General features: G+C 71.2%; 11 protein-coding genes. 6 read left to right on the top strand and 5 right to left on the bottom strand.

Annotation, left to right across the window (positions count from 1 at the left end; genetic code table 11):
- Window positions 1-248: 248 nt before the first annotated feature.
- The 5 genes from P1P75_RS09870 to P1P75_RS09850 all read right to left on the bottom strand — a co-directional run bounded on the left by P1P75_RS09870 (window position 249) and on the right by P1P75_RS09850 (window position 5,928).
- Window positions 249-446, bottom strand: a complete 198-nt coding sequence (locus P1P75_RS09870; RefSeq protein ID WP_319253636.1) for a hypothetical protein — start codon at window positions 444-446, stop codon at window positions 249-251.
- A 127-nt stretch (window positions 447-573) separates the two neighbouring features.
- On the bottom strand, window positions 574-885 hold the full coding sequence (locus P1P75_RS09865) for a hypothetical protein (RefSeq protein ID WP_319253634.1): 312 nt from the start codon (window positions 883-885) through the stop codon (window positions 574-576).
- A 210-nt stretch (window positions 886-1,095) separates the two neighbouring features.
- On the bottom strand, window positions 1,096-3,741 hold the full coding sequence (locus P1P75_RS09860; protein ID WP_319253680.1) for a LuxR C-terminal-related transcriptional regulator: 2,646 nt from the start codon (window positions 3,739-3,741) through the stop codon (window positions 1,096-1,098).
- A 274-nt stretch (window positions 3,742-4,015) separates the two neighbouring features.
- On the bottom strand, window positions 4,016-5,452 hold the full coding sequence (locus P1P75_RS09855; RefSeq protein WP_319253632.1) for a DUF2252 domain-containing protein: 1,437 nt from the start codon (window positions 5,450-5,452) through the stop codon (window positions 4,016-4,018).
- A gap of 149 nt (window positions 5,453-5,601) precedes the next feature.
- Window positions 5,602-5,928: a carboxymuconolactone decarboxylase family protein gene (locus tag P1P75_RS09850; protein WP_319253631.1), complete on the bottom strand. Its 327-nt coding sequence runs from the start codon at window positions 5,926-5,928 to the stop codon at window positions 5,602-5,604.
- Window positions 5,929-6,402: 474 nt separating this feature from the next.
- Here P1P75_RS09850 and P1P75_RS09845 point away from each other — a divergent pair, with 474 nt between their 5' ends.
- The 6 genes from P1P75_RS09845 to P1P75_RS09820 all read left to right on the top strand — a co-directional run bounded on the left by P1P75_RS09845 (window position 6,403) and on the right by P1P75_RS09820 (window position 12,685).
- A complete protein-coding gene (locus P1P75_RS09845) occupies window positions 6,403-6,795 on the top strand; it encodes an amphi-Trp domain-containing protein (protein WP_319253629.1) in 393 nt (130 codons plus the stop codon).
- A gap of 434 nt (window positions 6,796-7,229) precedes the next feature.
- On the top strand, window positions 7,230-7,946 hold the full coding sequence (locus P1P75_RS09840; protein WP_319253627.1) for a hypothetical protein: 717 nt from the start codon (window positions 7,230-7,232) through the stop codon (window positions 7,944-7,946).
- Window positions 7,947-8,350: 404 nt separating this feature from the next.
- Window positions 8,351-8,845: a GNAT family N-acetyltransferase gene (locus tag P1P75_RS09835; protein WP_319253625.1), complete on the top strand. Its 495-nt coding sequence runs from the start codon at window positions 8,351-8,353 to the stop codon at window positions 8,843-8,845.
- Window positions 8,846-9,039: 194 nt separating this feature from the next.
- Window positions 9,040-10,620: a DUF4157 domain-containing protein gene (locus P1P75_RS09830; RefSeq protein ID WP_319253623.1), complete on the top strand. Its 1,581-nt coding sequence runs from the start codon at window positions 9,040-9,042 to the stop codon at window positions 10,618-10,620.
- A gap of 55 nt (window positions 10,621-10,675) precedes the next feature.
- Entirely contained in the window at window positions 10,676-11,158 is a 483-nt protein-coding gene (locus P1P75_RS09825; RefSeq protein WP_319253621.1) for a hypothetical protein, read from the top strand.
- Window positions 11,159-11,779: 621 nt separating this feature from the next.
- Entirely contained in the window at window positions 11,780-12,685 is a 906-nt protein-coding gene (locus P1P75_RS09820; protein WP_319253619.1) for an NADP-dependent oxidoreductase, read from the top strand.
- Window positions 12,686-12,707 lie beyond the last annotated feature (22 nt).

Here is a 12,707-nt window from a genome sequence, read left to right as displayed (position 1 = left end):
GACTCCTCCTCGTGTGATCGAACGGACGCTTCCGGAGCGCGGACGGAGCGGTGCGAAGGGGGCGGTGGAGGGGTGGTGTGCGAGTACCTGATCGATCCAGGGTTGCCCCCACCGTCACGTCGCCGAGTTCGCCCAGTCCTACGCCGGCCAGGACGAGCTGGACCTCGCCGGAAGCCGCATGCCGCCGTGGCCGGATCCGGGCGGAGCAGGCTGGAGGCTCCCGTCCTGCACCGCATACCCCGGTCCCGTCACTCCGGCAGCTGTCTCATCTCCAGGACATGCAGGCCCAGTGACTGGCAGCGTGCCAGCAGCCCGTACAGGTGTGCTTCGTCCACGACGGGGCCGAAGAGGACGGTCTGGCCGGACATCACCACGTGGCCCAGCTCCGGAAAGGCTTTGGCCAGCGTCTCCGACATATGTCCCTCGACTCGGATCTCGTAGCGCACGAGCTGTCCTCCCATGGCGTGCCCGGGACAGGCGGACGGCACCCTCTTCCCACGATCGTGCGCCGGCACCTTCCCGTAGGGCTTCACCCGGTACAGGTGACCGTGGCCTGGCAGCGGACTCTGCGGTTCACGAGCCATCGGTGCTCGAGAACGTTTCGAAAGAGATGATCAGCAGGCCGAGCACCGGGCCGACCTGCGGTCGCGGCCCGGGAGCGGGCTGATTGTCACCGCGGCGGCAGGCGGGACGGCAGCGTTGACGATCCGCCACTCGTCGCCGGCCCACCAGCAGCATGGCCCGGCGGTCCACGGCCCGTTGCGCCGGCCGCGCCCCGGACAGCAGGGTATGCACGCGTGCGCCCCGGAGCACCCTGCCGGTGAGCAGCAGCGGCAGCAGCTCGGTACGGCGGAACAAGCCCAGGCAGCCGGTGCCGAGAAACACGCAGTACCCAGGACGATCAGAGCCCGCCAGTGCTTCACGCTGTCCACCTCGCCAAGTCGGCCGGTCCTCCGGCGGAGGCGGCCGGCAGCGGCCTTCGCCCGCCCGGCTCTCCTGCCCATCGCATCCAGGTACGGCCCTCGTGCCTCACCCGCCACGGGGGAGAACAGCGTCCCGTGAGGTGCGGGCGCCGGACCTGTCGTCCATGCGTTTTCACAGCAGGCGGAGGTCACGGGCGCGGCGCACGGCGTCACCCCGCCGGTTCACGGCCAGCTTCCGGTAGACGCTCTTGAGGTGGGTCTTCACGGTGTTCACCGACACATAGAGGTCGGCGGCCACCTCCTCCGTCGACATCATCCGGGCCAGCCGTTCCAGGACGTCGCGCTCGCGTCCGCTCAGCTCCACCGCGACCAGCGGCGGCGGGGACAGGGATTTCGGCCGGGGTTGCCCGTCGCGTCGCGGCAGGCCGGGGGTGAGCCAGCCCGCTGCCAGCTCCTGGAGCGCAGGCGTGGCCAGGAGGGGCCGGATCCACGCTCCCGCATCGAGGAACGGACGTGGCAGCCGCTCCCTGCGGGCGTCGAGGAGCGCCTGGGTGACTAGCTTGCGGGCGGTGGCGGTGTCTCCCGCGCTCTGCGCCGCCTGCGCTCTCACCAGCGCCGCCCTCACCGTCACCGCCGGGCCGGGCCGGCCACCGGTGCGGATGCTGTCGAGCAGGTCGATGGCCGCCGAGGCACGGCCTGCGGCGACCTGGATGGCCGCGGCCTCCACGGCACACACCGGCTGGTCACCGGTCATGCCCTGAAGCACCTCGGCGGCTTCGTCCGGCCGTCCTTCGGCCAGGTGGGCGGCGGAGACGAAGAGCGCTTCGTAGCCTGCCGCCCACGGCGAGACCACGGCGGCGGCGACGGCCGGGTCCGCCGCCTCCGCGGCGGCTCTTGCCTTGCCCCTGACGAGCAGGAGGCGCGCCGTGGTGAGGGCGCGTCCCGCCGCCATCACGGGGTCACGCGTTCCCGAGGGGAGCTGGGCCGTCTCGTCGAGGAGGGCTTGAGCCCGGCCCAGCTCATGGCGGTCGACGGCCACGGCTGCCAGGACCAGTTGTCCGATGCCGGAGCCGGACGGCCGGGGCGGGCCGAGCCCTTCGTCCTGCGGAGCCGTCGCCAGAACCCTGCGCTCCGCCCGGCCCGGCCAGCCGTTCAGATAGTCGAGCAGAGCCAGGTGCTCCAGCGAGTCCTCCCGAGGCAGCGCTGTGGCAGCCCCGCCGGGGCTGCCGGCTGCCTCGGTGAGGACGGCGCGCGCGTCCTCGAAGCGCCCGGCCCACAGGCGGGCCGAACCCAGATGGGTCAGCAGGAGAGCGTTGAGTTCGGGATGCTTGTCCAGGAGATGCGCCGGGAGCTCGTGCCGCAGTTCGTCGGCCTTCTCGGCGGCCCTTTCGGCCAGTGCGGGACATCCGGTCAGCCGGGCGGCCAGCGCTTCGAGCAGCGCGAAACTCAGTTTGGCGGCGGCCAGCTCGGGCGCGTCGTCGGCCAGGTGCTCCTCGGCGCTGCGCAGGCGGGCCAGCCCGCGTTGGAGGTCGTAGCGGGACAGGTCGCCGGCCGCGCGCACGAGGTCGGCTGCGGGGCTTCTGGCTTCGGGCCCCATCGGGGAGAACAACTCGGTCAGGTCACCTGAGCGCAGGCCGGTGAAGAGCTGTCCGATCGCCAGGTCGTCGACGAGGGCGCCGGCGGCGAAGTCCCAGTCGCTCGCGGCGGCTCCGTGGGCGACTGTCTCCGGCAGGAACTCGCAACGGCGCAGCCAGTGCGCGGCCCGCCGGTGGAGTTCCGGTTCCAGGCCGGGCAGGCGCTCGCGCAGATGGGCCCGGAGTATCTCCCCGAACAGCGGATGGAGCTGGTACCACGAGTGCCCGAGGTGCTCGACGAACGCGTTGGCGCGGTGCAGCCGGGCGAGAATGGGCTCGGCGTCGGTCCGCAGGGTCAGTGCGTTGGCCAGGTCGGGACAGAAGCGCTCCAGGACACTCACCCGCAGCAGCAGGTCCTGGGTCTCCTCCGGCTGCCCCTTGAGGACCTCCGCCAGCAGGAAGTCCGCGACCGTGCTGCGGTCCGCCTCGAACTCCTTCAGGTAGAGCTCCGGGTCGGCGCTCTCCCGAGCGGCCAGGGCGGACAGACGCAAGCCGGCGGCCCAGCCCCGGGTGCGGTCCACCAGGGCGGCCGCGGCGTGGAGCGGGAGGCTCAGACCGTGCAGCTCAAGGAGCGCGACGGCCTCCTCGGCGGTGAAGGCCAGCTCGGCGGCGCGGACTTCCGTCAGCTCGCCGGCGGCCCGGTAGCGGTGCAGCGGCAGCAGGGGTTCGGTCCGGGTGACGAGGACGAGGTGCAGGCCCCGTCCGGCGTGGTGCAGGACGAACTCCAGTTGCTCCGTGACCTCGGCAGTGGTCAGGCAGTCGTACTCGTCGAGCACGAGAATCACGGGCCGGTCGCCGTCGTTCAGCTCGGCGGCGAGTGTGGCCAGCAGCCTCTGGTCCACGTGCGTCGCGTCCGAGGGGGCCTTGACCGCTTCGGAGGCCGGTGCGCCACCAGCGCGCAGAGCCTGAAGGACGTATGCCCAGAACACCCCGGGGCGCCGGTCCCCCACTTCGACGGTGAGCCAGGCGACGGGCGACCCCTGTCCGGCGGCCCAGTCCGCGGTGAGCAGGGTCTTGCCGGCTCCTGCCGCGCCGTTGACCAGGGTCAGCGGCGTCTGGTGAGCCTGGTCGAGGTGGTCGATGAGCCGCTGCCGCCGCAGGAACGTGGCGGGCCTGGCCGGAAGCGCGAACCGCGTGCGCAGGAACGGGTCTCCCCGGGGATCAGCAAAGGGAACCGCCGGCACTGCCAGAACTGCCGGATGGGTCGGTGCTTGGGCGTTCTCGTAGATCTCGGCCACGGCGCTCACACCCCTGTCCGCCAGGGTCACGTCACGGACGGCGCTCCCTCCACACAGGATCCCAGTCTCTCCCCCGCGGCGCGCGGCACGGTGGGCACTGGCCTGTTCACCAGCCCTTATGCCCCGGCCGGCACGGCCGGTGCTCGGCGATGACGACCGGCCTCGCGGCGATAGCGGAGGGTATCCACTCGCTCGGGGCGAGCCGGGTGGGCGTCGACGGTCAAGCTGTCGGCAGTTCCTCCGCGGGAAGCCGACCCGCGTGCACCGCGTCGACCAGGGCCTGGTGGTCACGCTCGTTCTGGTCCGCGTACGACTCCGCGAAGGTGGCGATCGCGCGGTCGAAGGAGTCGCCGGCGCCCAGGTATGCCGCGATCGCGATGCGGTCGCCGGACCGCGCGTGCGCACGAGCCAGCGTGGCCCCGCACAGTTCGCCGAACGCACGCATGTCCTTGGGCCGCATCCGCTCCGGTATGGCGATGCCCTTCCAGTCGCGCAGCTGGCGGACATAGAAGTCGCGCTGCCTGCCGTCGAACCCGTCCACCCGCTCCCAGCCGAGGAAGATGTCGCTGGTGGCCTGCATCAGCCGCTGGCCCGAGACGACCCGCTCGCCCTGATTGCGGTACCGGCTCGCGCCGACGTGTGCGGCGAGCACCGAGGTGTCGGCCTCCTTGGCCTGGAGGAAGAGCGGGTCCTGGTCGTCCCGGCCGAGGAGCAGGAAGATCCAGCATCGGGTTCCGACGCTGCCGACGCCGACCACCTTGCGGGCGACGTCGGCCAGTCGGTAGTCCTCCAGGAGCGCGCGCCGGTCGGAGGCGAGAGTGCGTCCGTACCGCTCGATCAGAGCGCGGAACTGGCGCTCCAGCGCGCTGCGCTCCACTTCCGGCAGCAGGTCGCCTGCCGGGACGAGCAGCGGGGGATCCGCCGCGATCCTGGGCCGGCCGTCGACCGTCTCGGTGAGCTTGTCGAAGGCCTGCAGGCTGTCGCGGGTGCGGGCCTTCGCCAGCGCGCGGGCCAGATTCTTGCGGCCTCGCTTCGTCGCGTCGAGTCGGCCCGAGGCCAGTGATTCCAGGAGGTCCGCGTCGATCTTCGTGTACCAGACGTCGAGGTTGCCTGACGCCGCGAAGTGGATCATCGCCTTGCGGTAGGAGCGGACCGTGGCACTCACGATGCGGGCGCGTTCGTCGTCGTCGAAGCCGTTGGCCCGGCCCGCGATGACGAGGCTCGCCGAGAGGCGCTTGACGTCCCACTCCCAGGGGCCCGGCAGCGTCTCGTCGAAGTCGTTGATGTCGAACACCAACTGCCGTTCCGGCGAGGCGAGCAGTCGGAAGTTCAACAGGTGCGCGTCGCCGCACAACTGGGCCGTGAGTCCCGAGCTGGGGCTGTCGGCCAGATCGGACGCCATGATCGCGGCGGCACCCCGGTAGAAGCGGAAGGGTGACTCCGTCATCCGGCCATAGCGGATCGGGACGAGTTCGGGCACCCGCGCCTCGGACTGGGTCTGCAGGATCGTCAGCGGGTCCGGCCGGTCGGGAGAGGGCCTGTACACGGCGTGGTCCGACCGCGGCGTGCGGCGTCGTGCCTCCTTGCCGAGAGCCGCACGCTCTTGCGGCGTGGTGTGGGGTGCGGCGCGCATCGCCGTGGTCGCGTTCTGGGACATCGGAGACGCTCCTGCCTGATGCTGCGGCCAAGGAGACGCCCGGCACAGGGCGCGTGGTGCGGGGCGGGTCGCTCCTTGGCCTACTGTCCGATGTGGCCTTCTGTCCGATGACGGCCGCCCGGATCATCGGCGCCTGATGACGGTCGTTGTCAGCCTTGCGTTTCGATCTCGGCATCGGCTACGGCGATGGCGATGCCAAAGGCCTTGGCGATGTTGCCCGCGGCCGTCATGACGCGGGCGGTGCCCACGATGGGTGCGACGGCGACCAGGACGTCCTGCAGCTGTTCGACGGTCAGGCCGGCTCTGATGGCCGGGTCGATATGGGCCGCGTAGGAGATGGGCGGGGCGTCCGAGGCCGCGAGCGCAGCGATGCGGGTGAGGACGAGCAGGTCCGGGGCCATCCCGCAGCGCTCGATCGAGTCGACCGTCATGGCGGCGAGGGTGTCCAGGACGGGGGTGTCCGAAGCGGTGGACATGGCGAATGCCCTCCTGGGAAGTGTCGGGACGCGAGGGTGCGACGCGTCGGGAACCGGGTTCCGCACAGGTGAAGCCTTCCCCAACCGTAGATCCCATCCAGGCCTCGCGCTCATCGCGCGCCGACGGTTCGGCACGCCTCGGCGGCCGGTGTGCGGGGCGGGGCGGCATCGGCTCGCTGGGTGATGGGGCCCCGGGCGGGCCGAGCCGACAGGTGCTCCTGGCGTTCCGGCACCCGGCGCCGTGGCTCGCGTACCGCAGGTGCCCTCGTCGGTCACGTGTCCGCACGCGCGACAACGTCACCATGACCTGCACAGATGGCTTGCGCGCTGTCCATCGAGAACCTTCACCCCTGCCCCCGGCGTGCGCAGCGAACCGGGGAGGACGAGATTGGAGGTAGCCCGACCGGCCGAAACCCACGAACAGCGCTGGTGGGGCCGGACGGTCACCCAGGCCGTATGCGGATCGGAGACACCATGAAGGACCTCAAGTTCGAGCAGAAGCGCTCCCTGTCACGCCTTGAGGCCGCTGACCAACTCACGGCACTGGCAACCGCGCTGCGGGAAGGCGGGGATGCCGAGCTGGAACTCGGTTCCGGAACGCTGAGCCTGCGGATACCCGATCGCCTCCACAGTGAGATGGAGGTCGAGATCGGTGGTGGGCAGATCGAGCTGGAGATCGAGCTGAAGTGGCCGACCACACCGACCCGGGCAGCGCCGACGCGGCCGGCCGCAGGCGCGGAGAAGGCCACGACGCGCAAGAACGCGGCCGCAAAGCCAGGGTCCAGCGCTACGAGCGGCAACAGGAGCAAAGGTGCCAAGCGGCCCGTGGCGAAGAAGCCCTCAACCGCGCGAGGCACCGCGGACTGACAGCACCTGGCCGGGCGAGGCACCACGTACCGACAGGACCGTCACGCCACACCCTGCTCGGCCCTCTCGATCAGTGAAGACGCATGCGAGCCGAGAATCCGCGGTCGGGGTACGAGGGAAAGGGGGAAAGTTCCCATTCACCTCACAATTGGTGTTATCCGTGAAGGATGCCGTCTGTGCCGCACCGGGAGAAGCTGAGCAGTACGAGCTCACGTGAGGGTCCCTCCCCTGAACGCTCGCTGCTGGCGTCGGTCATCACCGATCCCGGGCACCTTCCCGAACGCCTTGCCGACTTCGCCGTCCGCCGCATCGCTCCGGCCGTGCCCGAAGCAATCGCCTCACTCCGGCGGAACCACCCCACCGCCACCGAGACGGAGCTCCGGGCCCAGGTGATCGCTCGCGGCAGACGGGCCGTGGTAACGGAAGGATCCCTCGTGGGCGGCCCCTTCCTCGTCCTCATCCCTGTCGCGTTCTGTGCAGCGCTGCTCCGCCAGGCACGTACCGTCCTGGAGCTGGCCGCCCTCGACGGCCGCGACCCCACGGCGCGCGCCCGCGCCGGCGAACTCCTCGTCCTGCAAGGCGTGTACGAGGACACCGGGCGGGCGCAGCACGCGCTCGCCGGCACCGGACACGCCGCCGACGGCCCCGTCCGCTGGAAGCGATGGACGGCCCTGTGGCACGTCACCCTGAGGATGGCTCACCTCCTCGGCGTGCTCAGGCCAGACGACGCGGGCCGGACACCGGGCCGGCGCCTCCGCCGGGTCACCGTCCAAGCCTGGCGGTGGATGCTCCTGGGCACGGTCTTCCTGGTCGGACTGGTCGCCCCCCTCGTCTGGCTCCCGTACATGGCAGTGACCTACCAACGCGCCGACGCCCGTCTGGCAGACCGCGCCCTCGCCTACTACTTCGCCGACACCGCACCCGCCCGCCGCCGCAACCGGACGTCCCGCCCCGAACCGGAAGCAGTGGCGGCCGCACTCCGCGCGCTCCTCTCCCTCCTCGTGCCGCTCGCAGTGACCGCCGTGACCCTCCTGACCGGCCTGCGCCTCGCCGACAGCCGATGGCCGGTCCTCGGCATCGCCCTGGCCACGGCATCCGCCGCGGTCGGCGCACTCTGGTACCGGCGCCACCAGCGCCCCTCCCCCAACTGACACGACCGTCACGAGGTCCAGGTCATTGTGAAGATCACCATGCTGGGGCGTACGAGGCCGGGTCCCCCAAGGACGGCGAACGGTGGGCGGACCACAGCCGCCGTACATGACCATCGCGTGCGCTGTTCGCCCGGTGCGTGGCCCCCAGGCAGCCGCAAGTGATCGCGGCTTCCCACCTCACCAGGAACCAACAGCCAGTCGGCGGCACCCGCCAACATCGCGACAACGACTGCGCTCAATGATCCGAAACGCCACATGACCCACAGGTGGACCAGCGTGGTCACCTGATATCCGCACAGACCTACTCCAACCCCAGATCGGTAGATGATGTCCTGGTATTGGGTCTGTCTGCCACTGGCGGAAACTCAGGTGGCCTCAGCGCACGGTCTGGGTACAGTCGGGCGGTGCCCGAGCTGAAGCGGCTGCATGTCGGCCATGCCCCGGCGGTCCTGGCCTTCGAGCTGGCGAACCGCGGCTACTTCGCTGCGTCGATCCCCGACCGCGGCGACGACTTCTTCGACCGGTTCACCGACCGGTACCACGCCTTGCTGACCGAGCAAGAGGCCGGCATCTGCGCGTTCTACGTGCTCGTCGCCGAGGACGGTTCGGTACTCGGCAGGTTCAACCTGTACGACGTGGAGAACGGCACTGCCGGACTCGGCTACCGGGTCGCGGAGCAGGTCGCCGGCCGCGGCGTGGCGACCGCGACCGTCCAGGAGCTGTGCCGAATGGCGACAGCGGTGCACGGTCTGCACACACTGAGGGCGGCCGCCTCCCACGACAACGCCGCGTCCCAGAAAGTCCTGACCAAGGCCGGCTTCGTCCCGGTTGGCCCCGCTACCCCGGCCGATCTCGGCGGCAAGTCAGGCACCTGGTACCAGCGCGGCCTCCTGCCATAGACCTGTGCTCACGGTGGACGCCGTGCTCCACCTGTACGGGACGACGGGCGTCCCCTGGCCCACTCGGCCGACGCCAGGCCCTGCGCAGCGTCACCAATGCTGCCCGCAAGATTGCCCGAACGACCCTGGCGTACATGGCGTGAGGACGGAAGCGTGGTGGGACTGTACACGGCTGAGGGCGAGGGAGAGCGGCGATGCGGGCGCGGCAGGATACGCAGGACCAAGGCCCGCAGCAGGAACGGGACCGGCGTCCGGCCCCGGCCCGGTCGGCCGCCGCGAGCACCGCCGCGTTGGGCCGAACCGGCGAGCTGTCACCTGCCGCCCTCGGCGTCCTGCAACGAACGGTGGGCAACCGGGCACTGGCTCAGCTCATCGCCGACGAACGCCACGAGCACGGTCCGGGCTGCGGACACTCGGACGGCACGGCCGTCCAGCGCGCCCCCGAGGTCGACGCGGTGTTGCGCAGTGGGGGCCGTCCGCTTGACGCCCCGCTGCGGCAGGAGATGGAGGCCCGGCTCGACGCCGACTTCGGCGACGTACGTCTGCACGTCGACAGTGCTGCCCGCCGGTCGGCCGCCCAACTCGGGGCCCGCGCCTACACCTCCGGCAGCCATGTGGTCATCGGCGAGGGCGGAGGCGACAAGCACACCCTGGCCCATGAGCTGACCCATGTGATCCAGCAGCGAAGCGGGCCGGTCGCCGGCACCGACACCGGCGACGGACTGCGGGTCAGCACACCCGGTGACGCCTTCGAGCGGGCCGCCGAGGCCAACGCCGCCCGGGTGATGTCGGGGCCCGCCCCCGTGCAGCGGAGCACCGGCCTCGGGGAGGGGGCGGCATCCGAACGGGGGCGGACGGGCGAGGGCTCCGCTCGGCGGCGGCAGGTCCAGCGCGTTGCCTACAACACGAACGCCGTTCCGCAGGGCTCGTTCATCTACCCCGTCGTGGACTCCGCGGGCAGGACGACGTCCATCGAGATGATCAGCGACGGCTCACTGACCGGCTCGCCCCCGGCCGTCGATCCCACGGGGTACACCTACGTCCGCCAGCTCGGTCTTACGAACTTCTGGATCCGTTTCCATCTCATCAATATGCAGGCGGGCGGTCCCGGAACGCAGAACAACCTGGTGCCCGCCTCCAAGCGGGACAACAGCCGGTACGAGGCCGGCGTCGAGAGCGTGCTGAAGCGGGAGCTGGTCACCGTGGCAGCCGCGAACTCCGCCCTGGCGTGGAACGCTCCGCGCCACTACGTCTACTTCGGCGTCGACGTGGACTACGGGACGGCCAACCCCCAGACCTCGCAGTACCAGCAGTCCTTCGCCCCGTACTTCGTCCGGTCCCTCACGATCAATTTCAAGCGGTACGACCCCACGACCGGGATCTGGCAGGTCCTGGCCGCCGCACTCCCGTTCGTCTTCACGGACCCTCAACCGACCTACTTCGGCCAGGCACTGGCCGCCGCCACCATCACCCTCCCGGATCTGGTCCAGGTCACCGCAAACCGCAGATGGGACGCGGGCGACGTCGTCTTCCTCCAGTCGATCGGCGCGGGCGGCGCCCGCAGCGGGGAGTTCCGGGGCCTGGTGGACCAGGCGGGTGCTCTGGGTGCCGCGGAGTCCGTGATCCACACGTTCTCGCAGATGCCGTTCCGGCCGCCCCGGCAGGGCGGCCGGGGCCAGCAGCGAGGTGCCGTCACGTTCGCCGAGCGCATCAACAGCGACGCGCAGCTGGCCACCCTGGCCAATCTGATCGCTACCGGCAGAATCACCACCTAACGGGCGGCCGCCCGCATGGGATGGGTGGCGGCACTCACGAGGAAGGGAGCCTTCGTTGGCGAGTCTGTGGCGGGTGCGCGTCACGCGCGTGAGCGACAACACCGTCGAGCTGACCCTGTCTGCGATCCATCCCGACGCCGGGGAACCGTCCGCGTCCGCCGCCTTCGCGATGCGACTGCTGGCCGACACCGACCCCGAGCGGCTGGACCGCGAGGCCGGGCCGGGAGCGTACTGGGACCCGGTCGCCCTGGCCGAGTACGCGGACCGGGTGATCGCGGCGGTCTCCGTGACCGCCCGGCGCCGTATGCCCTTCGACGAGGACGCGGCTCGGCGGGCCGTAGAGGCCGAACTGCGCGCACGCGGCCTCGACCCGGCCGACGCCACCGCCTGGCAGGCCGCCTTCCTGGACGCCTGGCGAGCGCTGTGGCAGGACCCCGACCGCGTCCCGTCCGCCGTGCTCGAGATCCGGTCGGCCGACTTGTCATGGCTGGCGGGAACCATTCAGGGACGGGAGTGGGACACGGCGGCGTACGGCTGAGGGACACCGCAGCCCTCGGGGGCGACCCCGAGGGCCGGCAGCAAGGCGTCCGTTATGGGCGTATCGCTGGTCAGGCCTGGTCCGTGCCCCACCCGCGCGCGAGGCGCGCTGCCACGTCCGCGACCACTTCGGCCTCCCTGGGCATGAGATGGACCCCGCCCATAGCGGCCTGTTCACGCCATCCGACGGCCGAAACGCGATGCCACCCAGCCGCCTTTCGGTTGCCGCGGACCATTCCTGATGCGCCGTCACCTCGGCGCACGAAACGGCGCGCCGGCGAACCGCCACTGCGCGTGGCGCCCACCGCCACCCCTCTTGCGGAGCCGGCCCGCAAGGTCGCTGGAGTGCCGGAGGAACCACAGCCGGCACCCGCGTGACGTCGAAAGCCGCGCCGCCTTGACCTACGCGCCGCCCTGCCTGACTCCCTGCCGACCACACTCCGGGCCCTCGGCGCCCAGAACCCAGTCAGCCCCGGCGCCATGACCCTGCAAGGACTCCTCACCCTACAGAGTCACGCCGTCACATGTCGTCACGATGGCCAATACTTGGCCAGCCACACGATTCCCTGTTACGGTAATCATGTGGCCAGCCACACTCTCAGGCGAAGGAAATGGAGTCATCATGAAAGCAATCGTCTTCCACCAGTTCGGCGGCCCGGACGTGCTGCACGAGGCGGACATCGAGGTCCCGCAGCCCGGCCCCGGCCAGGTCCGGGTCCGCGTGAAGGCCGCCGGGGTGAACGCGCTGGACGGCAAGATCCGCTCCGGGATGCTGGAGGCCGTCCGCCCGACGACCTTCCCCGCCGTGCCCGGTGGCGAGTTCGCCGGAGTGGTGGACGCCCTGGGTGAGGGCGTGAGCGACCTCCGGGTCGGCGACGAGGTGCTGGGCTGGTCGGACACCGGCTCGTACGCCCAGTACGCGCTGGCAACCACCGTGGCCCCCAAGCCCGCCGGCCTCGACTGGCAGGACGCGGCCGCGCTGCCGGTGGCCGGCGAGACGGCGGAACGGGTCCTCAACCTGTTGGGCGTCGCCGCCGGGGAGACCGTGCTGATGCACGGCGCGTCCGGAGCGGTGGGCACCCTGGCGGTCCAGCTCGCCACGGCCCGCGGAGCACGCGTGATCGCCACCGCAGGCCCCTCCAACCAGGACTACCTCACCTCTCTGGGCGCCACCGCGACCGTGTACGGCGAGGGCCTGGTCGAGCGGGTTCGGGAGCTGGCCCCCGACGGCGTGGACGCGGTGTTCGACCTGGCCGGCAAGGGAGCGCTGGAGGACTCCATCACCCTGAGGGGCGGCACCGAGCGCATCGTCACCATCGCCGACTTCGGTGCACGGCAGCTGGGCGTCACCTTCTCCCAGGGAATCCAGGAACGCTCGACCGCACACCTGGCCGCCCTGGCCCAGGACGCCGCGGCCGGCAAGCTCGTCACCACCGTCACCGCCCACCCCCTCGACCAGGCGGCCACGGCCCAGCAGGTCAGCGACGCCGGGCACGTGCGGGGCAAGCTCGTCCTGACCGTCGGCTGAGCACGCCCTCCCACCACTTCCC

It is taken from the genome of Streptomyces sp. ID05-39B (assembly GCF_033794725.1).
GTDB lineage: Bacteria > Actinomycetota > Actinomycetes > Streptomycetales > Streptomycetaceae > Streptomyces > Streptomyces bobili.
This window is presented reverse-complemented; position numbering and strand designations above follow the sequence as displayed.

Bases quoted from the DNA above. Each gene is read 5' to 3' on its own strand.
- P1P75_RS09845 (WP_319253629.1), top strand. From the start codon at position 6,403: ATGAAGGACCTCAAGTTCGAGCAGAAGCGCTCCCTGTCACGCCTTGAG.
- P1P75_RS09830 (WP_319253623.1), top strand. From the start codon at position 9,040: ATGCGGGCGCGGCAGGATACGCAGGACCAAGGCCCGCAGCAGGAACGG.
- P1P75_RS09820 (WP_319253619.1), top strand. From the start codon at position 11,780: ATGAAAGCAATCGTCTTCCACCAGTTCGGCGGCCCGGACGTGCTGCAC.
- P1P75_RS09855 (WP_319253632.1), bottom strand. From the start codon at position 5,452: ATGTCCCAGAACGCGACCACGGCGATGCGCGCCGCACCCCACACCACG.
- P1P75_RS09850 (WP_319253631.1), bottom strand. From the start codon at position 5,928: ATGTCCACCGCTTCGGACACCCCCGTCCTGGACACCCTCGCCGCCATG.